General features: G+C 50.1%; 18 protein-coding genes and 1 pseudogene. 9 read left to right on the forward strand and 10 right to left on the reverse strand.

The features are described 5' to 3' along the window. Positions 1 to 415: 415 nt before the first annotated feature. Genes purB through F1E05_RS10050 form a run of 5 tightly spaced genes read right to left on the reverse strand, consistent with a single transcriptional unit; the run spans position 416 to position 5,397 of the window. On the reverse strand, positions 416 to 1,777 hold the full coding sequence (gene purB / locus F1E05_RS10030) for an adenylosuccinate lyase (RefSeq protein ID WP_150048160.1): 1,362 nt from the start codon (positions 1,775 to 1,777) through the stop codon (positions 416 to 418). 48 nt (positions 1,778 to 1,825) lie between these two features. Continuing rightward, positions 1,826 to 2,518: an HNH endonuclease gene (locus F1E05_RS10035; protein WP_150048161.1), complete on the reverse strand. Its 693-nt coding sequence runs from the start codon at positions 2,516 to 2,518 to the stop codon at positions 1,826 to 1,828. Between the two features lie 2 nt (positions 2,519 to 2,520). Then, a complete protein-coding gene (locus F1E05_RS10040) occupies positions 2,521 to 3,858 on the reverse strand; it encodes an AAA family ATPase (protein WP_150048162.1) in 1,338 nt (445 codons plus the stop codon). After that, a complete protein-coding gene (gene mnmA / locus F1E05_RS10045) occupies positions 3,848 to 4,945 on the reverse strand; it encodes a tRNA 2-thiouridine(34) synthase MnmA (RefSeq protein ID WP_150048163.1) in 1,098 nt (365 codons plus the stop codon). Before mnmA ends, F1E05_RS10040 begins: the two co-directional genes overlap by 11 nt. Continuing rightward, the gene (locus tag F1E05_RS10050; protein ID WP_150048164.1) at positions 4,942 to 5,397 is read right to left on the reverse strand and encodes an NUDIX hydrolase; all 456 of its coding nucleotides are present in this window, start codon (positions 5,395 to 5,397) and stop codon (positions 4,942 to 4,944) included. The genes mnmA and F1E05_RS10050 overlap by 4 nt, the downstream gene beginning before the upstream one ends. Before the next feature lie 124 nt (positions 5,398 to 5,521). Between F1E05_RS10050 and clpS the strand changes: the two genes are divergently transcribed. Both clpS and clpA read left to right on the forward strand, forming a co-directional pair. Continuing rightward, positions 5,522 to 5,845 (forward strand): ATP-dependent Clp protease adapter ClpS, encoded by a 324-nt coding sequence (gene clpS / locus F1E05_RS10055; protein WP_150048165.1) that lies wholly within the window; start codon positions 5,522 to 5,524, stop codon positions 5,843 to 5,845. Between the two features lie 10 nt (positions 5,846 to 5,855). Then, positions 5,856 to 8,138 (forward strand): ATP-dependent Clp protease ATP-binding subunit ClpA, encoded by a 2,283-nt coding sequence (gene clpA, locus F1E05_RS10060; protein ID WP_150048166.1) that lies wholly within the window; start codon positions 5,856 to 5,858, stop codon positions 8,136 to 8,138. 39 nt (positions 8,139 to 8,177) lie between these two features. On the opposite strand, the gene infA is transcribed toward clpA, so the two are convergent. Beyond that, complete coding sequence (gene infA / locus F1E05_RS10065; RefSeq protein WP_013819653.1) at positions 8,178 to 8,396, reverse strand: translation initiation factor IF-1; 219 nt, start codon at positions 8,394 to 8,396, stop codon at positions 8,178 to 8,180. Between the two features lie 237 nt (positions 8,397 to 8,633). Here infA and F1E05_RS10070 point away from each other — a divergent pair, with 237 nt between their 5' ends. The 5 genes from F1E05_RS10070 to F1E05_RS10090 all read left to right on the forward strand — a co-directional run bounded on the left by F1E05_RS10070 (position 8,634) and on the right by F1E05_RS10090 (position 16,895). After that, complete coding sequence (locus F1E05_RS10070) at positions 8,634 to 9,257, forward strand: inorganic pyrophosphatase (protein ID WP_150048167.1); 624 nt, start codon at positions 8,634 to 8,636, stop codon at positions 9,255 to 9,257. Between the two features lie 48 nt (positions 9,258 to 9,305). Then, positions 9,306 to 10,097, forward strand: coding sequence for a TOBE domain-containing protein (locus tag F1E05_RS10075; RefSeq protein ID WP_150048168.1), 792 nt, complete (start codon positions 9,306 to 9,308; stop codon positions 10,095 to 10,097). A 639-nt stretch (positions 10,098 to 10,736) separates the two neighbouring features. Further along, positions 10,737 to 11,843 (forward strand): alanine dehydrogenase, encoded by a 1,107-nt coding sequence (gene ald / locus F1E05_RS10080; protein ID WP_150048169.1) that lies wholly within the window; start codon positions 10,737 to 10,739, stop codon positions 11,841 to 11,843. Between the two features lie 23 nt (positions 11,844 to 11,866). Further along, positions 11,867 to 12,766 carry a LysR substrate-binding domain-containing protein gene (locus F1E05_RS10085; RefSeq protein ID WP_150048170.1) on the forward strand — a complete coding sequence of 300 codons (900 nt, stop codon included), beginning with the start codon at positions 11,867 to 11,869 and terminating at the stop codon, positions 12,764 to 12,766. 208 nt (positions 12,767 to 12,974) lie between these two features. Then, a complete protein-coding gene (locus F1E05_RS10090; RefSeq protein ID WP_150048171.1) occupies positions 12,975 to 16,895 on the forward strand; it encodes a non-ribosomal peptide synthetase in 3,921 nt (1,306 codons plus the stop codon). Positions 16,896 to 17,202: 307 nt separating this feature from the next. Here F1E05_RS10090 and F1E05_RS20580 read toward each other — a convergent pair. From F1E05_RS20580 to F1E05_RS10105, 3 genes and pseudogenes are all read right to left on the reverse strand, one after another. Next, positions 17,203 to 19,014: pseudogene (locus F1E05_RS20580) on the reverse strand (patatin-like phospholipase family protein); the annotation flags it as partial. Between the two features lie 25 nt (positions 19,015 to 19,039). Continuing rightward, positions 19,040 to 20,455, reverse strand: coding sequence for an Nramp family divalent metal transporter (locus F1E05_RS10100; RefSeq protein WP_190303304.1), 1,416 nt, complete (start codon positions 20,453 to 20,455; stop codon positions 19,040 to 19,042). Between the two features lie 145 nt (positions 20,456 to 20,600). Further along, positions 20,601 to 22,091, reverse strand: a complete 1,491-nt coding sequence (locus F1E05_RS10105) for a RimK family protein (RefSeq protein WP_150048173.1) — start codon at positions 22,089 to 22,091, stop codon at positions 20,601 to 20,603. Between the two features lie 116 nt (positions 22,092 to 22,207). On the opposite strand from F1E05_RS10105, the gene F1E05_RS10110 reads away from it, so the two are divergent. Then, positions 22,208 to 23,299 (forward strand): DUF2817 domain-containing protein, encoded by a 1,092-nt coding sequence (locus F1E05_RS10110; protein ID WP_150048174.1) that lies wholly within the window; start codon positions 22,208 to 22,210, stop codon positions 23,297 to 23,299. Beyond that, positions 23,299 to 24,441 carry a GNAT family N-acetyltransferase/peptidase C39 family protein gene (locus F1E05_RS10115; protein ID WP_150048175.1) on the forward strand — a complete coding sequence of 381 codons (1,143 nt, stop codon included), beginning with the start codon at positions 23,299 to 23,301 and terminating at the stop codon, positions 24,439 to 24,441. Before F1E05_RS10110 ends, F1E05_RS10115 begins: the two co-directional genes overlap by 1 nt. A 95-nt stretch (positions 24,442 to 24,536) precedes the next feature. Here the strand turns inward: F1E05_RS10115 and F1E05_RS10120 are convergent, their stop codons facing one another. Then, positions 24,537 to 25,028: a DUF4124 domain-containing protein gene (locus F1E05_RS10120; RefSeq protein WP_150048176.1), complete on the reverse strand. Its 492-nt coding sequence runs from the start codon at positions 25,026 to 25,028 to the stop codon at positions 24,537 to 24,539. Positions 25,029 to 25,392: the final 364 nt, after the last annotated feature.

Below are 25,392 nucleotides of genomic sequence, written 5' to 3' on the forward strand. Positions count from 1 at the left end.
CGAACCTTGCAAGATTTGCTTAGAGGTTCATACTTTTTAGCGAGCACTACTGCGGTGTTAAACCCGGAAACATTCTAACGAATGCGGAAGGGCGTTGACGGGTGGAACAACTAAGCGGCAACGCGTGTCCTGCCCGAGAATCAACTGGAAGAGGCAATTACTACGCAAAGAGCGGGTACGGAAAGCGTCGGATTAGTACATAGTGACGTTTCGAGCGTAAGGTTCACACTTTATCTCGTTTTTTGAGCACGATTGGCTTTAACGATATGATAGGTCTTGGTTAGTGCGGTCTCACAGTAAAGTTCAGATGATTCGGAGGATTAAAGACCCCGTCAACGGCATCGGCGGTAGGCCGGTGGGCATGCGAAACTGCGACGTATGTTGTAAGTCCTCCACCGGCGTGCTCGCTGTTTTTTTACTCTGTTATTTTTCTAGCCAGCTCCGCAGCGTAACCGGTATAGCTATGCGGGGTTAAAGTCATCAACTCCGCTTTTGCCGGTTCCGGAATCTGTAATTTTTCTACGAACGCTCTCATGCCGTCGCCGGTCACGCGCTGGCCGCGGGTCAATTCCTTTAATTTCTCGTAAGGTTTTTCGATGCCGTAACGCCGCATTACGGTTTGAATCGGTTCTGCCAACACTTCCCAGTTCATATCCAAATCTTGATCCAGTGCCGCCGGATTCAATTCCAGCTTGGAGATGCCTTTCAAGCTGGATTGGATGGCGATGCTGGTGTGGGCGATGCCGACGCCGATGTTGCGCAACACGGTCGAATCGGTCAGGTCGCGCTGCCAACGCGACACCGGCAATTTGTCGGCCAGAAAGCTGAAAATCGCGTTGGCCAAGCCGAGATTGCCTTCCGAGTTTTCGAAATCGATCGGGTTGACCTTGTGCGGCATGGTCGAGGAGCCGACTTCGCCGGCGATGGTTTTTTGCTTGAAATAACCCAGCGAGATATAGCCCCAAACGTCGCGGTCGAAATCCAGCAGGATGGTGTTGAAGCGCGACAAGGCGTGGAAAAACTCCGCCATGTAGTCGTGCGGCTCGATCTGGATCGTGTAAGGGTTGAACGTCAGGCCCAGCGACTCGACGAAGTTTTGTGCAAACTGCGCCCAGTCCACATCCGGGTAAGCCACGCTGTGCGCGTTGTAATTGCCGACCGCGCCGTTGATCTTGCCCAGCAGTTCGACCTGGGCGAGTTGTTGGCGCTGGCGTTGCATGCGCGCCACCACATTGGCCATTTCTTTACCGACCGTGGTCGGTGTGGCCGACTGGCCGTGGGTGCGCGACAGCATCGGTTGTTCGGCGCTGTCCAATGCCAGTTTTTTGATGGCATCTATCGTGGCGTCGATCTCGGCCAGCACCAGGCCGCGGCCTTCCTTCAGCATCAAGGCATAAGACAGGTTGTTGATGTCTTCCGAGGTGCAGGCGAAGTGGATGAACTCGTTGACGGCATGCAGTTCGGCGTTGTCCTTGATTTTGGCTTTCAGAAAATACTCGACCGCCTTGACGTCGTGGTTGGTCGTCTTCTCGATGTCCTTGACAGCTTGGGCGTCGGCTTCGGAGAAACTGCTGACGATTTTATTCAGCATGTCGTTCGCTTCGGCAGACAAAGCTGGCACTTCGACGATCTTGGTTTCGGCAGCCAGGGCTTGCAGCCAGCGCACTTCGACTTCTACGCGATAACGGATCAAACCGTATTCGCTGAATATGGGGCGCAAGGCGTCGACTTTGCCGGCGTAGCGGCCGTCGATGGGGGAGATGGAGGTGAGGGTCATGGTGTGTGTCCTAAATTTCTAAAACGTAAAACGGTTTGCCTGCGGTGGCTAGATTTGCCCGCCGGGGCGTTGAATCGGTTGGGTGTTTTCGTCGAAGCACGCCTTGGCTGTGCCGGGAAAGGCTTCTATCAGACGGCGGCGCATGTCAACATCGTCTTGGAATACCGTCATCCAGACGGACCAGAAGCCTCGTTGTATTGTCATTTCGACAATCTCGGTTCTACGTTCCTCGGTGTCGAAGGCTGCCAGTTGTGACTTTCGCTTAGCGGCATTTTGCCAAGCTTGTTGCCGATGCAGCCAGCGTTTGTCTTTGCTGGTAGGAGTTTGTTGGCCGGAAATTTGGCTATCAGGATGTTTATTCAAGCCCAGCGCTAGCCAAGTTGCTTCGATCTTTCGATTAATTGAATCGGTATGGATTTTATTCGGCAATACTCTGCCTTGTGAGTCGTAATTAAAGGCCATAAAGGTATTGTCGCTGTCGGGCCAAAGATAATCTTCTAAGTTCAATTGACCATGACCTTTGCCGGAATTGCAGTTGCCGCAGGCTAACAAAAAATTGTTCCAACTAAATTTAGTTTCCGGGTATTCATTTTTCGGTTTTTTATGTTCGACATGAATGCCGCTGGCAATCCATCGTTCGCAATATGAACAATATTCGCCTAGCCGTTCTATTAACGGCTGTTGAGCTCTTTCATAGGGATTTATTTCGCCTAGGTCTGTTCCTTTTTCAATCGGACGCATGGCTATTTATCTTTTGAAGCTAATACGGAATCGCGTTCGAATTTTAATTGTGCTGCGAATGCCGGATCATCGCTGAAAGGAATGGATAATTCGTCTAATTTTGACCGTAACTGCATGACTTCCATATCCGATTCGTTTTTTACTTCGTGCAATTTTCGATAGTAGGCTTCGGCAGCGTCCATCATGTCCAGATAGCGTTTGCTCTTTTGCGGAATTTCGACATGTTGCTGCTCTTCGGCAATATCTTCGATACTTTCGCTTTCAATCGCAATCGGCTGGGCTTTTTCCAAGTCCCAAAGTAAACAATCTTCACGTCCATACAGCGACTGGATAATAAACGGCGAATGGCTGCTGGCGACGAATTGGACTTTGGGAAAGGTATTCAATAAACGGCCAACGACTTCCCGCTGCCATTTCGGGTGCAAATGCAGGTCGATTTCATCGATCAGCACGATGCCTTCGGTTTGTTTGATGACGTCGGCTTCCAGTTGCGGATTCAGCGTCGCCATACGATAGGCAATGTCGGCGACCATGCCTATCATGTTGCGGTAACCGTCGCTGAGGAGGTGGAATGGGATAGGTTGGGTTTTACCCTGAATTTCTGTTTCGATCCTGATTTCATCCCAATCGACGTCCCACCATACACGTTTGGCGCCGGGAATCATTTCGATGATGGCGTTGCGGACAGCTTCTAGTACGTGGCGAGTTTCATTTTTTTGCAACGCTGCCAATTCTTGGGTTTTAAACCAGCGGAATATTTGTTCTATATGGGAACCTGGGTTTAGATAGTTTTTGTAGCCCAAAAAACGTGAGCTTGGAGGGAGAGTGTCAATTTCATTCCGATCTAGTTTCCTCCATAGACGAGCTGTACCATAATAGGTAATTATAGGAAGTATGGTAGACGTATTCTTTAGGTTGGAAAATTGTTTTTCCAAAGATATAGTCGTTGCTGAATTATTCAATGAGTCTTGAAGAATGGTGCTGTTCCTATTAAACAAGAATAAGCTTTTTGAGTCTCTGCCATGTTTCCATTCAAAACGGTTGTTGTTGGTTGTATATTCGGCATCAATAAATGTTTGTTGTTCATATTCTTTGGTGATGCTTTGTCCCATTGAGCTTATTGTAAAGCTCATATCGTCGAGAGATAAACTTCTTTCGCAAGTGATTTGATTAGTAGAAAACTGAGATAATAAGTCTTGAATATTAAGTGATAATGAGTCCAATATTGTAGTTTTTCCACTGCCATTGTCGCCAATCAATAAAGTAAATCTGTCAGAAAAATCAATTTCGTATTTTTCAAAACAACGAAAATTCGCTAGTTTTAACTTGTTAATTTTCATTGTACTTAGCCTCAATAATCCCGCCCCCCAAACAAACCTCGCCCAGATAAAACACCACCGATTGCCCCGGCGTAATCGCCCGTTGTTGCTCGTCGAAGCGGACTTTGACGCGTAATCCGCCGTCCAGCGGCTCGACGACACAATCCTGATCCGGTTGCCGGTAGCGGGTTTTGGCGGCGCAGCGGATGGTTTCGGTCAACGGCTTGCTGCCGCACCAATCGAGTTGGCCGGCTTCCAGGGTGTTGTGCAGCATCAGCGGGTGATCGTGCCCCTGGCCGACGATCAAGATATTATTCTCCAGGTCTTTTTCCAGCACGAACCAAGGTTCGTCCGGCGCGTCCTTGACGCCGCCGATGCCTAAGCCCTGGCGTTGGCCCAGTGTGTAGTACATCAAGCCATGGTGCTTGCCGATGTATTGGCCTTCCGGGGTGCGCATTTCGCCGGGTTGGTGGGGCAGGTAGCGTTGCAGGAATTCCTTGAATTTGCGTTCGCCGATGAAGCAGATGCCGGTGCTATCTTTTTTGCGGCTGTTGGCGAAGCCGGCTTTATCGGCCAGCGCCCGAATCTCTGTTTTGTGCAAATGGCCGATCGGAAACAGCGTTTTCGACAGCGCTTTCTGGCCCATTGCGTACAGAAAGTAGCTTTGCTCCTTGGCCGGGTCCAGGCCTTTCAAAAGTTCGAATTCGCCGTCCCGTTCGCGGACGCGGGCGTAGTGGCCGGTGGCGATGTACTCGGCGCCAAGATCTTCGATCGCATAGTTTAGAAACGCGTTGAATTTGACGTGTTTGTTACAAAGTATGTCGGGATTTGGGGTGCGACCGGCCTTGAATTCCGACAAAAAGACCTCGAACACTTCGTCCCAATATTCGGCGGCAAAGTTGACGGTCTTCAGTTCGATGCCGAGTTTGTCGCAAACTTGCTGGGCGTCGGCCAAATCCTGCATCGCCGTGCAGTATTCGGTGCCGTCGTCCTCTTCCCAGTTTTTCATGAATAAACCGGTAACTTTGTGGCCTTGTTCTTGCACTAGTAATGCGGTGACTGAAGAATCGACGCCGCCGGACATGCCGACGATGATGTGTTTTGTCATGCTAAATCGAGAAAATTTCCGATTATGGTAAGTGGATAACGTTGACCTTTTAGGTACTGGTCTAAACTGATTTGGACTAAAGGGCTGCGTAACCGATGTTTTCGCATGTTAACTTCTTCCAAAGTTAACCAATGTGTAGCGATGATGTCGGAGTCTAGCGTTAGTTGTTCGGTTAATTGCGTGACGATTCCGGTGAAACAAAAGCGTAAAAAGGTCGGCGCATTTGAAGTTTTTCGCCAAAGCTGCACCCCAACCAATGCACTAGGCTCGAACTGCCATGCAGTTTCTTCTAAAACTTCGCGTTTGATTGCGGCAATCAAGTCTTCGCCGGGCTCTATATGTCCCGCTGGTTGATTGAACGCAACGCCCTGTTCCGTGGTCTCTTCAACCATCAAGTATCGGCCGTTTTTTTCGATTACGGCGGCGACCGTAACGTGAGGTTTCCAAGCCATTACCGATTAAAATGCAGTAAAAGCCGAACATTTTACGCGAATTGTTTTTTACTTGTGTAGTCATTGAAATTTGGCATTGAAGGCGCTATGTTAGAGCTGAACCCTAGAGAGACGCACCGAAACCATGACTGACTTCGATCCTTTAAAAGACTCTGATGGCGATATTGTCGTGCAAACTGCGAAACCGCAGTTGAAAAGACCGCCGTTGTACAAAGTCATTTTGCTCAACGACGATTTCACGCCTATGGATTTTGTAGTTCAGATACTCACCGATTTTTTTAGTATGAGTCAGGAGCGAGCCACGCAAGTTATGCTGCAGGTTCATACCCAAGGCGTAGGAGTATGTGGGACTTATACAAAGGATGTCGCCGAAACCAAAGTATATATTGTTAATGAATTTTCCAGGGAGCATCATCATCCGTTGATGTGCACTATGGAAGAAGCGTGAGAGGTAAGCCATGTTAAGCAAAGAACTTGAAGTTACGTTAAATGCCGCTTTTACCAACGCTCACGCGAAACGGCATGAATTTATTACTGTTGAGCATTTATTGTTGGCCTTGTTGGACAATGTAACGACCATTCCGATCCTTATCGCCTGTGGTTGTAATGTCAATGCCCTGAGGAGCGAGCTGACCCGATTTATAGATGAAACGATTTCGCTGATTCCGGAGGGTATACAACGAGAAACCCAGCCGACATTGGGGTTTCAACGAGTGTTGCAGCGTGCGGTATTTCATGTGCAAGCGTCCGATAAAAAGGAAGTGACTGGTGCGAATTTGTTTGTAGCATTATTTAGCGAACAGGATTCGCATGCGGTTTATTTGCTGAATAAACAAGACATTACCCGATTGGATGTTGTGAATTATTTGGCTCATGGGGTTTCTAAAATCGAGCAACAACCCAAAGCCGAGCATAACGAAGAAACCGAGAATGAGCGTGGTGGCATGGGTGAAAGCCTATCCAGTCCGCTCGAAAAATACGCTACCAACCTTAACGAAGAGGCTTTGAAAGGCAATATTGATCCGTTAATCGGCAGGGAGTTGGAAGTTGAAAGAACTATCCAAGTGTTGTGTCGCAGACGTAAAAACAATCCATTATTGGTTGGCGAAGCCGGCGTTGGTAAAACTGCTATCGCCGAAGGACTTGCTAAGCGGATCGTTGAAGAACAAGTACCGGAGATACTTTTAAATAATGTCATTTATTCGCTGGACATGGGGGCCTTGGTGGCCGGCACGAAGTATCGGGGGGATTTCGAAAAGCGGCTTAAAGCACTGGTAGCTCAGCTTAAAAAAGAACCCAACTCGATTTTGTTCATTGACGAAATCCACACCATTATTGGTGCCGGGTCTGCTTCCGGCGGAGTCATGGATGCGTCTAATTTGATTAAGCCTGTGCTGGCGTCGGGTCAATTACGTTGTATTGGCTCGACGACCTATCAGGAGTATCGAGGGATTTTCGAAAAAGATCATGCCTTGGCTAGACGCTTTCAAAAAATCGATGTAGTTGAGCCCTCGGTAGAAGATACTGTCAAGATATTGAAGGGACTGAAGACTCGATTCGAAGAGCATCATGGCTTGAAATACACGCAAGAAGCGTTAAGGGCCGCTGTCGAGCTGTCGGAGAGGTATATATCGGATCGGCATTTGCCGGATAAAGCTATCGACGTGATCGACGAAGCCGGCGCACGGCAACGCCTGTTTTCTCCATCCGAACGTAAAGAAGTGATAGATGCTTCTGAGATCGAAGAAATCATTGCCAAAATCGCGCGAGTACCTCCCCAGTCGGTTTCGTCTAGCGATAAGGATAAGCTGAGCAGTTTGGAGAAGAACCTGAAAATGTTGGTGTTTGGCCAAGACGAGGCCATAGCCGAAGTTGCTTCGGCCATCAAATTGTCTAGGGCTGGATTGCGAGATACCACAAAAACTATAGGTTCATTTTTGTTCGCTGGTCCTACCGGTGTTGGCAAAACTGAAGTCACTAAACAGCTGGCAAAGGTGTTGGGGATAGAGTTGATCCGTTTCGATATGTCCGAATATATGGAGCGTCATACCGTCTCTCGTCTAATTGGAGCGCCTCCGGGATATGTTGGCTTTGATCAAGGAGGCTTACTCACCGAGGCAGTAACCAAACATCCTCATTCCGTGCTGTTGTTAGATGAATTGGAAAAAGCGCATCCCGATGTTTTCAACTTGCTGTTGCAAGTGATGGATCACGGTACATTAACAGACAACAACGGACGTAAAGCGGATTTTAGAAACGTCATTCTAATCATGACAACAAACGCGGGAGCAACCGAAAGTAGTCGAGCATCGATAGGATTTACTCAGCAAAATCATGCGACCGATAGTATGAAGGTAATAGAGCGCACCTTTTCTCCGGAATTCCGAAACAGACTCGATGCAATAGTACAGTTCAAGGCTTTGGATGCCTACGTAATCGGTAGCGTGGTGGATAAATTTATTTTCGAACTCGAAGCGGTGTTGGCGGACAAAAACGTCACCTTAACATTGGAGCCCGACGCACGAATTTGGCTCGCAGAACATGGCTACGACGAGAAAATGGGGGCAAGGCCTATGGCGAGGTTGATCCAAGAAAAAGTGAAAAAACCGTTAGCGGAGGATTTGTTATTCGGCCGCCTAGTCAATGGCGGTCACGTACGAATCTATATAGAAAACGATCAATTGTCTTTCAATATTCAAAGTAAGCAGCTTGTCGTTTCTGAGCTCAACCAAATTGTATGATGAATCAGCGCAACCGCTAATCAATTGCTTAAAACAAGGTTAGCGGTTGCGGAAGGTGATGCGGCCCTTAGTCAGATCATACGGAGTCATTTCTACTCGGACTTTGTCGCCTGTTAAGATACGAATGTAATGCTTGCGCATTTTTCCGGAGATGTGGGCAGTCACAATATGACCATTTTCCAATTCCACACGAAACATCGTATTAGGTAAGGTGTCTATCACTTTGCCATCCATTTCGATTTGATCTTCTTTCGCCATCAGGTTAACCTCTAAAAAAAGCCCATTTTAACACGAAAGTGCAGCTGAATAGGCAATGATAGTTTTTAGTCCAGCTTTCAGCAGTCGATTTTGCCCCGACAAAATGCCTAAGCACTTGTTTAGCTGGCGGATATTTTGCGCGGTAAGGCCAAATTTCAAGCCACATAAACAGATTATTTCAATTTTAAAACACATAAACATGGTAGATTGTGTTTACCGTGTAAACATTGTTTAGAAATGAATATTCAACATAAAGCACACCCTTGGCATGGAATAAACCCGGGAGCTAACACACCGGACATTGTTACCGCGTTTATCGAAATCGTTCCTTCCGATACCGTAAAGTACGAAATTGACAAAGAAACGGGATATTTGAAAATTGATAGGCCACAGAAGTTTTCAAACATGATCCCCACGCTATACGGTTTTATCCCACGCACATATTGCGCGGAAAAAACAGCTGAATACGCGGAATTGAGATCAGGACGGACCGTAAGTAAGGGTGATGGGGATCCCTTGGATATTTGCGTATTAAGCGAACGAAGTGTCACCCATGGGGACATATTGTTGCAGGCGATCCCGATTGGTGGCTTTCGCCTGCTTGATGGTGGTGAAGCTGACGACAAAATTATTGCGGTGATGAAAGGCGATGAATTTTATCGGCAATGGCGTGACGTATCAGACTGCCCGGAATCTTATATTAATAGGCTAAAACATTATTTTCTCACCTACAAACACTTACCCAGTGAAAAAAGCATATGTGAAATTACCAATGTGTATGGACGCGAAGAAGCCCATGAAGTAATTAAGCGTTCTATGGCCGACTACGAATACCACTTTGGTTGCAAATATGTCGAATAGCCTAAGTCTTTGAAGTGTGTCAGGCGCATCGAATAGCTGCTAGTTGCGATGAATTTTGTCGAAGGCGAGTTGCGTTTGGCGGGTGCAATCGATAGGCGAATGATAGACCTATTGAAAGCGATCGATTCGACCGGATCTATCAGTCAGGCGGCAAAATTGGTTGGCTTAAGCTACAAAGGTGCATGGCAGATTATAGAAGGCGCAAATTCACGAGCTCCTAGAATTTTGATTAGCACCACCACAGGGGGAAGTAAGGGCGGAGGCACTTTTTTAACTGATGCGGGACGTTCTTTGTTGCTTTTATATAACAGGTTGGAAAAGCGGCATTCGGAATTTATCTCGCAACTAAATCAGGATTTGCTGGAAGATGTCGACACCTTATTGCTTTTGCAACGTATGGCTGTCAAAGCCAGTGCGATAAATCAATTATTCGGAACCGTTACTGAAATCGTTCATGGTGCAGTGAACGCGATGGTAACCGTCGAACTAAAAGATGGGACAAAGGTTGTCGTTACGTTGGAATTAGCTTCTCTGAGTAATATGGGGTTAACGACTATGTCCGATGCTTTTTTGTTGTTGAGCGACACCGACATCATATTAAGCACGAATCAAAACCAGAATTTTTACCCGCTAAACAATAAATTACGCTGTAAAGTCATTCGAATGGTTGAAGATGAACTCAGCACAACAACCTATGTTGGGTTACCGAGCGGGGAAAGCTTAGCGGTTTCTATGACTCACGAATGCATTCGCCAAATCGGACTCATTGCCGGTTCTCAAGTGTGGGCTTTGTTTTCCAGTGGAGCCCCGATTTTGGGAATTGCAGCCGATCACAAGTAAACTCCCTTCAACCACGCTGTTTTCCGCCTCATCGCATCATATTGGCGTTTGAGCATAGTTTGCCTTCGGCCAATTTTGGTCAGTTATTTTCTTACCGCTGCAAAACTGAGTTTTGTGCAGTTAGATCATTAGCAATTGTTGTATTCATGACATGCCTCGAATAATTAAAGGCGAATGGCGTGTTTGAACGGCGATGGGCAAAATTGTTGCACCGGCCTTGATTGGAAAGCAGCGAGCTTATGGGTATTGGCGTTTTGGCATGACGAAATTAGATACTGAAGCAGTATCTTTATGAAAATAAAAGTCTTTATGACTTCGAGTTTTTTGATGGGCGCTTAACAATGGAATAGCGGAACGGTACCCGAATCATGCGAGTTTCATTGCGGATAAAGAAGTTTAAATTTTGCGTCTATCAGCCGCCGATTTTTTAAACAATTGGCATCAAACCTGCTTTATTCGGCATAGATACAAATACTATTTGTATTCGAGATCGGCGCTTGATGGGTATTAGACAATCCTGCGACATGGCGAATGGCAGGCCCGTTAAATCGGATTTTATGTTCGACGCTACGATGTTCCCGGTCTTGATACGGATATTGAAATTTTGACCGCTCAGCGCATTCAAGAGGAGTTCGATTTATGAAAGTAGGGTTAATCAAGGAAATTAAAGTCAAAGAGAACAGGGTAGGCCTTACGCCGGAAGGTGTGTCGGTGCTGGTCGCGCACGGTCATGATGTGTGCGTGGAACAAAGCGCCGGGAAAGGATCCGGATTTAGCGATGACGCTTACCGGTCGGTTGGTGCCTCCATAGTGACTGTCGATCAGGCTTGGGCATGCGATTTAGTGGTAAAAGTTAAAGAACCTATCGCAGCGGAGTATGGTTATCTGAACAATCAAATTGTTTTCACCTACTTCCATCTTGCCGGAGTGCCCTGGGAGTTGACCGAAGCATTGTTAAACGGCAAGACTAGCGCTGTGGCTTATGAAACCTTGGAGGGGCCGGACGCTAGATTACCCTTGCTTGCCCCTATGAGCGCGGTAGCGGGTAACATGGCAGTACAAATGGGTTGTTACTACTTAGCCGCTTGTCATGGCGGTAACGGCGTCATGTTGGGTTCAGTGTTAGGGCGGCGCCATGGGAATGTTTTGATCATCGGAGATGGGATTGTCGGTACCCACGCGGCCCGCACGGCGATCGGCTTAGGCGCTAACGTAACGGTAGCCGGATTATTTCCGGAAAATGGGCTCAAAATGCAGCGGGAAATCTCGCCGTTGATCGAATATGTTATTTCCGAGCCGGCCACTATCGCAGAGCTTGTTCGAGATGCAGATTTGGTTGTTGGTGCGGTATTGATACATGGTGCTCGGGCCGCTCATGTCGTCACCGAACAAATGGTGCTCAGTATGCGGCCGGGAGCCGTTATCGTTGATGTCAGTATCGACCAAGGCGGTTGTATCGAAACTGCGCAAGCGACCACACACGATGCACCTGTCTACATAAAACACGGAGTCACGCATTATTGTGTCAGCAATATGCCGGGCGCTTATCCGAGAACGTCCACGTTAGCTCTGACCGAAGCTACCTTACCCTATGTTTTAAAATTGGCCGATCAAGGTATAGCGGCGTTAAAGCAAGAGCCCGGCTTTGCCAAAGCGCTGAATACCTATCAAGGGTATATCACCTGTTTGCCGGTTGCGGAAGCTTTTTCTGTTCCGGAGCGGTATCGCTCGTTTGCCGAATTTTGAGTGCGGATTGATTTCACCGGTTTATGAATCTGAGTCAACTGGAGTTGTTGCGTACCCTGCAAGAGACTGGTTTCAATCTAAGTAAGGCCGCTGAGCGCATGCATGTTGTGCAATCAGCGGTCAGTCGCCAATTGCAGATGTTAGAGTCCGAACTGGGCTCGCCGTTGTTCGAGAGGCATGGTAAACGCCTATTGGGGCTTACGCCGTTAGGTGAACGCATCATGTGTGAAGTGGAGCGCATTCATCAGGCAAAAAAAAACATTCAGACCATGGCCGATGATTTTCGCGACAACCGAAGCGGCACCTTGCATGTCGCAACTACGCATGCCCAAGCCAAGTATTTGTTGCCGAATCCCGTTCAGAACTTTAGAGTCCGTTATCCGAGCGTTAAAATTTATATGGTGCAGTCTTCCCCGGGTGAATTGATCGACCTACTGCACCAACACCGAGCCGACATTGCGATTTGCACGGAAAAATTGGCCGAAGACGAACGTCTAGTGATACGGCCTTGTTATGAATGGCATCACGTGGCGATAGTGCCTAAAAACCATGTGTTGTTGCAAACGCCTATTGAGCTAACACATTTGGCTGCTTTCCCCATCTTAACGTATTGTCCCGGCTTTACCGGTAGGGGGGCAATCGATAAGTCCTTCTCAGACGCGGGCTTGCAGCCCGATATCATACTTGCCGCCGCCGACTCCGACGTGATTAAAACTTACGTTAGGCTAGGATTAGGAGTGGGCATCATCGCGGAAACTTCATACGAAGCGGAGAGAGATGAGGACTTGGTGGCGCTTTCGTTAAAACATCTCATCCCGCCGTCCGTTACCAAAATCGCCTATTTGCAGCAACTCTATTTGCCGTCCTATTGCCGATTTTTTATAGACGCATTACTACAGCAAGCACGCATTAGAAAACAATAAATCGATAAAACTGTATATTGTTCGGCAATTTTTGTTCTGTAAGCATATACTGTCAGACTTATGGGTATCCGACTGCCTCTGAGACTGCAAAACCCGGATCAAATTAGCATTTGCTGATTGAAAATGGTCTAGCTTAGGACTTTCAAAGAGGGAATTCTTCCAGCGGATCACGTCAAGGTGAGTATATTTCTTGGACGAAGACTAGCCGATGCAGCTGACTGAGAATCAAAAAGCCATTTGGTACGATCAAATTGCCAGACCGCATAGTCCTATGTACAACATAGGCGGTTATTTGCTGATATACGGTCATGTCGATAAAAATTTATTGCAACAAGCTATTCAGTGCCTGGTAACGGAAAACCCTATACTCCGTACTAGAATAACGCACACTCGAAACGGCCAACTCATTACTTCGGTGAAGTCTAAGCAGACGGTCGAGTTTCCGTTCTTGGATTTTTCAGCGGCGCCGGATCCGACGTTCAAAGCTAACGAATGGTTGTCTGCCAGATTTTCAGAAGCGTTTGACGTCGATGGGGATGGTTGCTACTGGCAATTTGCGTTGCTAAAGCTGACTGAGCGGAAATTTGCGTTGTTAACCAAATACCATCATGTCATTGCCGACGGTTGGAGTACCAAAATCGTCATTGACCGTTTGGCAACGCTTTATAATTGTTTACTAGCGCAAAACGAAATACCGCACAACGGCGAAGAGAATTTTGCCGATTTCGTCGGTTTGGAAAAAAGCTATCTCGAGTCGCCGACCTATCAGCGCGACGCACAGTTCTGGCAGGAACAAATCCCGCAGATACCCGAACTGTTGCTGCGCGAGAAATATCAAGCGAATCGGCACGTCGAAGCAACTCGGGCAGTTCTTCATCGCTTTCGAATATCTCGTACACTGTACAATCAATTGGAACAATGGGCGCAGACGCGGCAGTCGACCTGTTATCACTTGCTGCTGACTACGCTGTGCGTTTATTTTGCCAGGGCGCACCAGCAACCGCACATTACGGTAGGTTTGCCGTCGTTGAATCGGGCCGGAGCGCGTTTCAAGAACGTGTTGGGAATGTTCGCCAGTTTGTCGCCGCTTTCCATAGACCTCGATTTCGAAACGTGTTTCGACGAATTATTGAAGCAATTTTCCGTAGCGATTCGAAAGGTACATAAACATCAACGCTTTCCGTTGAGCGCCATCAATCAACGTTTACATTTGTTGAAAAGCAAACGGGACAGTTTATTTGACTTGGTGCTGTCCTACGAACGCCAGGACTATTCGGTAAAATTCGGCCATGCGGAAGTTGAAGCCTGCCAATTGTTTAGCGGTGTCGCTCGCTATCCCCTAGCCGTAACAGTTTGCGAATTTAGCGCCCAGCGGGACGTGGAAATTGTGTTCGAGGCGGCGGAAACGTGTTTCAATCAAGACGAATTGGCCTATCTGTCCGCGCGCTTTATTGGCTTGTTGCAGCAAGTGACTGTCAGGTCGCAGTTACCGCTTTGGCAGCTGGATTTGGTGCCGTATAGCGAAAAAGAATATATATTTCATATATTTAATAGGCAACAGGAGCTGCCGGACTTCGTTGGCGTCATCGGCCAATTCAAGCAATGGGTAGCCAATACGCCGGACGCGGTAGCGGTTCGATCAGGGCAAAAGCAACTTACTTATCGCGAATTGGACGGATTAAGTGATCGCTTAGGCCATGAATTGCAACTTCGCCATTGCGGGACGGGAAGCGTGGTAGCGGTGTGCATGCCGCGCTGTCCGGAAACGATCGTCAGCTTATTGGCTATCTTAAAAATCCGGGCGGTCTATTTGCCTTTGGATTGCGAAAGTCCGCCGCAACGTATCGCCCACCTACTCAGTCAAGGGCAAGCAGCTGCGCTATTGGCGGTAACTCAAGACGGTGTATCGGTGTCCGGTTTGCACACCAACATCATCTGGGTTGACCAAAACATCTTACTGACTAGTTATCCCTTGAGTTTCTCTCATCCGCAACCGGAGGATACGGCCTATTTAATCTTCACCTCGGGCAGTACCGGGCAACCTAAAGGGGTAAAAATCCATCACCGTGCATTGTCGCTACGCTTAGCCTGGTTACAACAGCAGTTCGAAATCAGGCCGGGGGAGCATGTCGGACAAAACGTACAAACCCACTTTGACCCGGCGTTAATCGAAATCGGTTTATCGCTTACTCAGGGGGCCTGCTTAATATTGGCACCATGGCAACGTCCCACGCCGGAAACCTTTGCCAAATTCGTGATCGACGAAGCTATACACGCCTTGGCATTGGTGCCCGGCAGCCTAAAGGCTTTATTGCAAGGCTTACCGGGCGACGGGCGCATTCCTCTGCGGATCGCCTGTTGCGGAGGAGAAACTCTGCCCGCCGGTTTGGCGGCGGCTTTTATCAAAAGGACGGGGGCCAAATTGTTTAACGTATACGGACCGACGGAAACTACCATTTTGGCAAGTGCCTGGCAATGTTCGGTCGACGACGTGGAGCCTCTACCTATCGGTAGTCCGCTTGACCATACCTGCATATTCGTGGTCGATAAACGCATGCAATTGTTGCCGTTGGGCGTGCACGGAGAAATCGTCATCGGTGGCTCGGGCGTCGGTAAAGGCTACTTGAATCAACAGGCGTTAACCGCCCACAAATTTGTAGCGAATCCGTTCGATCAACAAAATCACGGCAGTGTGTACCGTAGCGGAGATTGCGGTTACATCGGTACCGACGGACGGTTGTATTTTTCAGAACGCTTGGACCGACAAGTCAAACTGGGGGGCTATCGCATAGAGCCCGGCGAGGTTGAATCTGCATTGCTGCAGCATGGCGAAGTGCAGCGCGCGGCGGTTACCGCGCACTGTGGAACAGGACAAAAAGTGCTGGTCGCTTATGTCGAATCGCAAGCCCCGAATCCTACGGATTTGCAGCATGATTTGTATGCCTTGTTGCGACATCGCTTGCCGGATTACATGATACCGAAACTCATCTCGGTTATGGCGGCTTTACCGACCACAACGGTCGGTAAAATTGCTTACGATCAATTGCCGCTGCCGGCAGTCTCTAAACAAGCGTCGTTGCCAAGGTTGCCTGCAAATGCGATGGAAGCTAAATTGCTCGAAATTTGGCGGCAGGTGTTAAAAAATCCGCAACTGAACGTCGAAGATAATTTTTTTGAGCAGGATACGGATTCGTTAACCGCGATCAGTTTGATTGTGGCCATCGAAAAAAGTTTTGGTTGCCGGCAAACGATAGCATTTTTGCTGGAATTTCCGACGATTGCCGAACAAGCAGCTCAGCTTTGCCATGCGCATCCGGAGCGCTTCGACCGGGAGTGTAAATTGCCTATTTCGGAACGGGAGTTGACCCATTTTTATTTGGCGGCTTCGGGCGAGGGCGATTTTTTTCGCTTTCGAGCGCTGGCGGACAAGTTGGGAAATTCTTGCAAATTACATATTCTGAATCCGCCGCGCGTCGATGACGGTGCCGCGAGTATCGAAGAGATTGCCCGCGGATATGCAGCCTTGATTGCTCAGCATAAGCAACACAAATTTTATCTCGGCGGATTTTCCATCGGCGGCATTACGGCATTGGAGACCGCTAGAATATTGGGATTGCACTATAACCTCAAGCCCGAATGCTTGATATTGTTGGATAGCGTTTATCCGCGCAGCCTGTTACGCTCGGGTCGTTTATTCTCGCTGCTGAAAATTTTGGTGAAGTCGCCTATTTTTCAATGGCTTAATCTGGACGACAGGCGCATGGCCGCGATGGTTAACGATCCCGCCATGCAAATGCAAATCGCCGGTTTGGCGCAGCATCGCTTGAGGCCGTACAAGGGCCGTGCCGTTTTATTGATAACCAGCGCTTTTTGGCCGCTGAAACGCTTATTGTTTTGCGGATGGACAACGATTTTCAAACAGCCGTTAGAGATGCGCAAAGTGTCCGGCATGCACGGCAGCATGTTCCTACCGTTACATTTGCCGACGTTGAGCAAGGCGATTAAAGCTTGTCTACAAGATCCTGCGCCGGTTTATCGCCCGGAACAGCGTTCGGTTGGAGCAAGGCATTACCCGGGCTCGGTTGCTCGAGTAGCGTCAGTGCGTAACGATAACCGATATCTGCGATGATGTGAGCTTTTGCATAGGCGGTTACTGCAAATTCGGCAACCGGCGGGCGCAGCAACAAATCGGCCGTATGATTCGGATTGCGCATTTTTGCCGCCAACGCGGCTAGTTTCCAAACCCGCTTTAGTAGTTCCATCAAGCTAGGCGGATGGGAAGTTGGCGAATTGATGGGATTGAAACGATTGCGTAGCCATTGCCAACCACTGAAGCCGCCTAATAAATCGGCATCGGCTTTCAAAGGTTCCAAGGGATCGACATCGACTGCGATAATCCTGCCGTGAGGTAAACGCCGGCGCATTTCGTCTATCGGCAAATTGTTCAGCAAGGCGCCGTCGACCAAAATGTTACCGGCTATCATTTGCGGTGGAAACAAGCCGGGTGGGCTGTTTGAAGCCAACAAAGCCGGCGTCAGCCGGCCGCTCTCGAATACTTCGAGCGAAGCGTCGCTAAGATTGCCGGCTACGCAGAAAAACGGCAACCACAAATCCTCGATTTCGACCTGTTTGAACAAGGCTTGCAGGGCAGCCGTGATTCGGGTTCCGGAAAATAGCGAGACTAAGGGCAGGGTGAGGCTATCGCGGGTCAGGCACAATTCGAGCAAAGCATTCAACAGGTCGGTAGGGTTTTGCCGCATGGCATAGTGTGCGGCCACCAAAGCCCCCATGCTGTTGCCGGCGATGTAATCGACCGGGACGGCTTTTTGCCGCATGGCTTTCAATACGCCGGCATGAGCAAAACCTCTGGCGCCGCCGCCGCTTAAGACCAATCCATAGGCGCTTCCGCTCAACAAGCGGCCCAGCCGGGCAAAGTCTTCGGTATTGGCCGAACGCACATGGTAATGCGCTTCGACTTTTCTAAGTTTTAGCCAATCGGCGCTGTGTTCTATTGAAACGGTGTCGGCAAGGTGATGAATGACTAATCGAGGGCGCAGTTGTTGCTCTTGCAGGTAGGTGTCAATCTGCGCTTCCAGCGCAGAGACCTGCTTACAGTCGCCGGCTGCAACGACCAACACGATGTGATCCGCATGGCGCATGCAACGCCGGCTCCAGGCATCGAATACCGTGCCGGCTATTAGCAGTAAAAAGCGATTGGTATGTTCTCGAGCCGCCAGATAATCCGCCAGCATGGCATCTTCCGCATCGGTAGCGGCGCAGGCGGCATTGTTTTGCTGCAAATGCGCCCGATCAATCGTCTCGGTTGCGCCTTGTGTCCGCAACGCATCCGAAAGCTGCGAGACGAAAAGCCCGGTATTTACCGCATCGGACAAATTGATCAGGGCGATAACCGCTTTTCTATCCTCCGGTACCGGTGATGCCGCAGGCTCGAGGCGGTTTAGCTTAGCGAGCAAAAAGCGATTCAAGGCTACAGGATGACGCAACAACAAGTTTTCCAGTCTATCGATCGGCAGATAGGCGAGTAAGCTATCTCTGTTGGTCTGTAATGCCGCTTGATCCGGGTAAGGCATATAGTCATTTGCGCCTACCAGCCCGCCCGGTTCCAAACGATATGTTGGACGACTACCGGCATTGGCCGTTTTTAAGGTTAGGCATCCGGCAACCACGATGTAGAAGGCCGGCTGTTCGGCAGATAAAAGCCGGTTTACATCTTGCCTGGCGGGCACGAATTTGAGCGCGAGCTGTTCGCTCAAGTCTTGAGCGACGGGTGATGCAAGTCCGGAAAACGCCCCGCAAAGCCGCATCGTAACGGCCATGCGACATCGAATCAGCCGGGTCGTCAAACAGTCGTAACCGGCGAGTTCCAGCGAAGCTTCGTAGCTTAAGGCCGCCAAGCATGCGTCTCCGGGCCAATATAACCAAGCACTGTTCGCTACAACGTTGGCCCCGTATCGATGACAGGGATTGGGTCCGGGCGGAAACTCGCCGAATAGGCTGTCGAGGCGCGCCAAAGGCTGTTCGATAGTCACCGAATCGCGCGCGTTGAACAGCGTGACTTGGCCGTTGCCCAAGCAATACAGTCCGCCGGCCGGATCGCCGGGAGCAAACAGCGGCGTTTCGTAGTCGCTGCGATGATAGTGCGCCGACGCGGCCAAGAATGTCAACAAATCGGGGTGTAGGCCGCGAAACGCCGCAGATGCTGCCAAAATACGCTCGGTCTCTATCATTTGCGCCAGCAGGTGCGGCCTTGGGTTATAAGCGGAAACTGGCGTATAGATAGGCTGCCGCCAACGCCAGATACACGACAAAGCTCAAACCCAGCAACCAAGGCGTACCCCGGGGTTTGGCCCACTCCGGCAAATGTGCCGGTAACAAGCGGTAGTTGAGTAGATACAATGCCGGCGGAAACAGGATAGTTCCGCCAAAACCGATCAGCGCGCTGGTCAATATCAACGGGCCGGGCGCGTCCAGCTGCATGGTAAACGAGGTGATGACCGTCAACAAAGCCAAAAACAGGTAATACCAACGGCGGGCCGGCCAGTTTCTCGTGCGTGGGAACAACGTCTGCACGATGTCCGCCTGGATGCGGCTGACGGCGTCGGCGGTCGCCAACCAAGTGTCGGTCAAAAAAGCGGCGGCGACGACTAAAAACAGCAAACGGCCGATTTCTCCCCAACTGACGGCAAAAAATTGACTTTGCACCACCGCTAATTCGTACTCCTGCGGCAACAGCCCTTTGGGAAACAACAGGGCGTAGGCTAACAGACAGGTCATAAGCGTCGTCAGCAAGTTGCCGATAATGCCGATCATGATGTCCAGACTGAGAAAGCGTCTCCACAATTTCCATTGACCGCGGCTGTCCTCGTTGTCCTTGGGTAATATGCCGTCGCTGGAAACCGCTTCTTCGGCACCGCCCAAGCCGGTGATGCGGCCGATCAAGCCGGCCATGCCGGCGCCTTTGTCGCGCAGCCAATACGAATAAAACAGGATCCAAAAACCGCCCAAGCCGGCAAATGTAATCGCGGTTAGCAGTTTGCTGGCGTCGGAAGCTTGCCACGGCCTGGGCATGGCTGCTGTCGGACCCAATAGTCCGCGCACGAATTCGGGTAAAGTCGCTACTACGTCTTCTTGCATACAAGCCGATACCAGGCCGATCACAGTGACCAGCGCGACCAGTTTCATAAAGCGTTCGATCAGCGTGTAGACCACCCCGCTAGCCAATATCGCGCCGATGAATACCGCTATCGATGCGTAACCCCAAAACAGGCTTTGCTCGCGCTGGCTCCAGCCGTTCGGCCAGTGCGTCAATTCCGCCATTGCCGTCCCCCCGGCGGATGCAAAGGCGCCGAACCACAGGAACGAAACACTCATCAAAATCCACAGAAATATGCCGAAACCGCGGTGCAAGCGGATGAAGCCATGAAAAATGCTTTCCCCGGTCAACAAGGTGTAGCGGCCGATTTCCAAATTCAGCGGGTATTGCAGCAAACAGGCCGGCATCAGCAACCATAGAAACGTCAAACCGTATTTGGCGATCATGTAGGGCCACCAAATCAACTCGCCGCTGCCTTGCGCCAAAGCCATCCAGACCACGCCGGGTCCTAATGCCGCCCACCAGCCGGGAAAACGAGGAACGGGCTTTTGCGGTAGTTGAGCGAAGTCGGACATGTTCATAGGGGGCTGAAACAATTTTTGGGGCTGATTTTTTAAAATGCCGGATTAATAGTATCGGTTGGCCGAACGGGTCGGCGAAATGCCTAAACGTTAGCCGTGCGCGGATTATCAAAACCTCAGACGGTGAAACAAAGGCAGCTTAATTGGTTTCGTCGTTATCCAGACCGCGACTGCGATTTTCCATCCGGCGCAAGAATTCGGCCATGATCACGCGATATAACTCGTCGCCTAAATAGTTGTCTTCGACGCCGGCGTCGATGCTGGGATTGTCGTTCACTTCGATCACGAAACCCTTGCCGCCGACTTCCTTTACGTCGACGCCGTAAAAGCCGTTGCCTATCGGCTGGGTCGCTTTGAGCGCCGCATCCAATACGCCTTTAGGCACTTCGAATGTCGGCATCGTGGCGAAACCGCCGCTATCGGTGCGTCCGGAACCGTGCCGGTAAATTTGCCAATGATTTTTCACCATGAAATATCGGCAGGCGTATAAGGCTTTACGGTTAAAAATGCCGATGCGCCAGTCGAATTCGGTATATAAAAACTCTTGAGCTAACAATAGCGTCGATTGCTCGAATAGTTCGGCGACTTTGCTGTCCAATTCGCGCCGGTTGTTGACTTTAACGATGCCGCGCGAGAACGATCCGTCCGGAATTTTAATCACTACCGGAAAACCGGCATTTCTTTCCAGTTGGTCTAAATGGCTACGATTGTCTTTATGCAAAATCCAGGTTTTGGGCGTCGGTACTTTATGCGTGCGAAACAAATCCGCCAGATAGACTTTGTTGGCGCAACGTAAAATCGAGGTGGGATCATCGACCACTATCAAGCCTTCCGCTTCGGCTTTTTTGGCGCACCGGTAAGTGTGATGATCGATAGCGGTGGTTTCGCGGATAAACAAACCGTCGAATTCCGGAATCCTGCCATAATGTTTTTGAGTGATCAGCTCTACGTCTATACCCATTTGCCGGCCGGTATTGATAAATTTTTTCAGGGCGGAGCGGTTACTGGGCGGTAATTTCTCGGTAGGATTAATCAGAATGGCCAAATCGTAGCGGGCGTTTTTGCGAACGCGGCTTCTACGCCAGATTTTTTTGCTGAATTTGTCTAATGCGTCGGCAAACAAGGTTTGCATGGCATCGTCCAGCTGGCGCGGGGAAACGGCATTTAAATCGGTAATTTCCCATTGCTGGTGCAGGCGAAAAGTAATTTCCAATACCGGACAGGGAAAACGTTCGAATAGTCGCCGGGTCAGTTCTTGAAAATCGGCTTCCGGCGTACTGCCGAAATAGCTGTAAAGTTTGAATTCGCCTAATGGGCTGGGTTTTTTGAATGCGCGGGCCAAAGGTTGGCTGAATTCGTCCAATTGCAATCGAAACAGCGCGTTTTTGCCAAGGTCGTTAATGGTACGGACCGAAGGGATGACGTGGTGATTGCGCGCTTCAGCCAGTAACGAACAATAATAGCCGTCTGACAGATAAGCGTAACTGTTGCATAAATTGATGATTCGGGTTCGTTGTTCGGATTTGCTGTCGGTGGACGCTAAATAATTTTCGAAGCTGATGACTTGTTCGCTAGGATAATAAGGTCCCCAATCGGATAAATTATCGACGACCAAAAGTGTGGTGGCCATGTTTGCAGAGCAAAGAGATAGGTAACGGAAAGTGGCAGAATCGAACAGGATTGTAAACTAGGAGTAACATGTGAACACGAAATTTCTTATCTGCACTTTTGCTTGAGGCCCGGCTTATGACTGTGTGCTATCCGATTGTCGATGTCGGTTTGTTCCCGGCGAGTTACGAAACAGCGCGGCAGCATTGGTTAACGCGTGTGGCCGGGGTACCGGGCAGCCATCGGCATTTGGAATTTGAATGTCCGGGAGAAGGGCCGGCAGGCGAAGCCTTATTCACGGACAGCGTCTGGATGGGCAGCGACGACGCCGAGGCGGTATTGGTAATCATTGCCGGCACTCATGGGGTGGAAGGTTTCGCCGGCAGCGCAATACAGCTGGATTGTTTGCGTTTGCTACAACAAGGTCATCTGCAGCAACCGGACGGTGTGGCTTTGCTGTTCCTTCATGCGTTGACGCCGTGGGGCTACGCCTGGTGTAGGCGCTGCGACGCCGACGGCGTGGATTTAAATAGAAATGCGGTGGATTTTTCCGCTGCCTTGCCGATTAACGACGGCTATCGGCAATTGAAGAGCGCATTGTGGGCCGACGATGAGGCGTTACGCTTTAGCGCCCTGCAAGCATACGAACGCAACCATGGCCGGCGAGCCTTGGAGATTGCCGTGAGCGGCGGCCAATATCTGGATCCGGAAGGTCCTTTCTATGGCGGTCAAACCTCTGCTCACGGCCGCTTGGTCTGCGAAGACTTGATCGAACGCTACGCATTGGCCGAACGGCGCTTGGGCGTTATCGATTTACATACCGGGCTAGGGCCGTACGGCTACGGCGAGCTGATTTGCGATCATCCGCCGGATAGCGGTGCCGCCGAATTAGCCGCGCGTTGGTACGGCGATGCGCTAACGCTACCGCTGGCCGGTACCTCCAGTTCCGTACCTAAAACGGGTTTGTTGGATTACCTTTGGCATGCGGTCATGGGCGACTCCGGTTGTTACGTCACCTTGGAGTTCGGCAGCTACAGTACCGAGCAATTGTTCGACACCTTGTTGCGCGACCATAAGTTGTGGGCGGCAAAAGACAACGAAGCCGAGCGCATTGCGCATCGGCAAGCCATGTACCGGCATTTTTGCCCGTCCGATCCGGCATGGCGGGAATTGGTGTTATTTCGTGGACGGCAAGCCGTTGGGCAAGCCTTGGCCGGATTGGGTGCTTGATGCTGATTCGGCCGGCCGTATTGACGGATTTGAATGCATTGGTGAGTTTGGAGAATGCGTGTTTTAGTAGCGATCGTTTAAGCCGGCGCAGTTTTCGGCATTGGTTAACCACCGAAACCGAACACCGATTATTGTTGGTTGCGGAGATTAACCAACATTGCGTCGGTTACGTGCTGTTTCTGTATCATCCGGGCACCCGCCTTGCCAGAGTGTATTCGCTGGCAGTCGATCCGGAGTTGCGCGGCCAAGGCATCGCTAAAACCTTGCTGCAGGCCGGCGAACAAGCTGCCAGGGATAACGGCCGCTTTTATTTGCGCTTGGAAGTTAGCGTCGAGAATAGCGCGGCTATCGCGTTGTACCGGTCTTTGGGGTTTCAGCAGTTCGGTTTCTATCGGGACTATTATCAAGATCACAAGGACGCCTTGCGTTTTCAAAAGCGGATTCGCCGTTATAGCGATCAACCGCAACACCGTTCATTGCCGTGGCTCAAACAAACCACGCCTTTCACCTGCGGCCCGGCAGCCCTGATGATGGCGATGCGGGCGTTGGACACTACCTATCGGCCGTCTCGCGACGAAGAAATCAATTTATGGCGCGAGGCGACCACCATCTTCATGACCTCCGGTCACGGCGGTTGCCATCCGACCGGTTTGGCTTTGGCTGCGCAACGGCGCGGCTTTGCCGTGGAAGTGTGGGTCAATCAGCACGGGCCGTTATTCATCGACAGCGTTCGCAACGAAGATAAAAAGCAAATCATAGATCTGGTGGATAAGGGGTTTAAACGCGATGCGCAGCGGCAAAACATTCCTATCCATTATTCGAATGTCACCTTGAGCGACTTGACGACGGCATTCGAAAGCGGGGGAATTCCATTAATCCTGATCAGTACCTTTGCCATGGACGGGAAAAAAGCTCCGCATTGGGTAGCGATGAGCGGGTTCGATCAAGATTGTCTATACATGCACGACCCCGACCCGGACGAACGCCTGCAAAGCGACCTGGATTGTCAGTTCGTACCGATAGCCCGGGAAGACTTCGAACGGATGTCGTGTTTCGGCAAAAATCGCCTGCGTACTGCCGTTGTTCTACGTCATGCACTTAAACCGGCCGAGGTCGGCGCACCGGACGGGGCAACGGCGTAGTGTCCCGAGTTGTCAGGCTATCTGCGCGATCAGGTGTCGCTTCTTTCATGATTAACTTGACAACAGTTTCCCGGAGTTCCTGAAAAAAGCAGGAGTTACTGATAGTTTTTCCAGGGGTGACGCTGGTTGGGCTCCGAATCCTGTTGTCCCGGTGAAGGATGGGGGATGGGGGCTGGGCGGGGCATACCGTAATAATAAGGATAATTAAAGCCGCCCGACCGGCGGTTTTGCCGCTCCAAGGCTTCGGCCTGACGCTGTTGGGCAATTGCTTGCTGTTGCTGCGCTATGGCATTCTGCCGGGCTATTTCCAATGCGGCCGCTTCTCTTTGCCGTTGCGACTGTTGCTGTTCCAAGCTCTGTTGTTCGCGTTTTCTTGCATCGTATTCCTGTTGAACCGCATCCAACTTCGCTTTGGCCTCTACGTTGGCTTGAGGGTCGCTAGGGATTGTCAGTAAGCGCTGCTTGTCCGCACCGGAGCAAGGCGAGGGCTGGTAGACGATACGTCCGGATTGGTCGGTGCATTTGTACACTGCGTCCGAGTATGCCGCAGGGGAAAGCAAGATTAGCAATAGCAACAAGATACGCATAACACCAAGCTCCAAATCAACCCGGGGTGTTTTGTCGCATTGTAAGCTTGAATTAAACTTAACAGAAGATACTCAAAATATTCAGGCCAGCAGACGAAGTCGCATGGAGCCGGTGCATTTGGCGCGAGATTGTCGTTTCTGACAAAAAAATTCTCATTGGGAGCCGTTTAGCTTGGAAGAATAGGGTTGTTGACGTTTTTCCGGATAAACCGGAAAGAGTTATTGACGGCTAAATTTTCGATTCGGCAAGAGCGGGATTAGCGTCGCCAAGCGCGTAAAGGATGCACTAAAATTGTGCTTGCAATAATCGCTATCCCCCGTTACTAATACCGCTAGAGTAACGGCATCGGGCCATTCGGCGGAT

The organism is Methylomonas rhizoryzae, from assembly GCF_008632455.1.
GTDB lineage: Bacteria > Pseudomonadota > Gammaproteobacteria > Methylococcales > Methylomonadaceae > Methylomonas > Methylomonas rhizoryzae.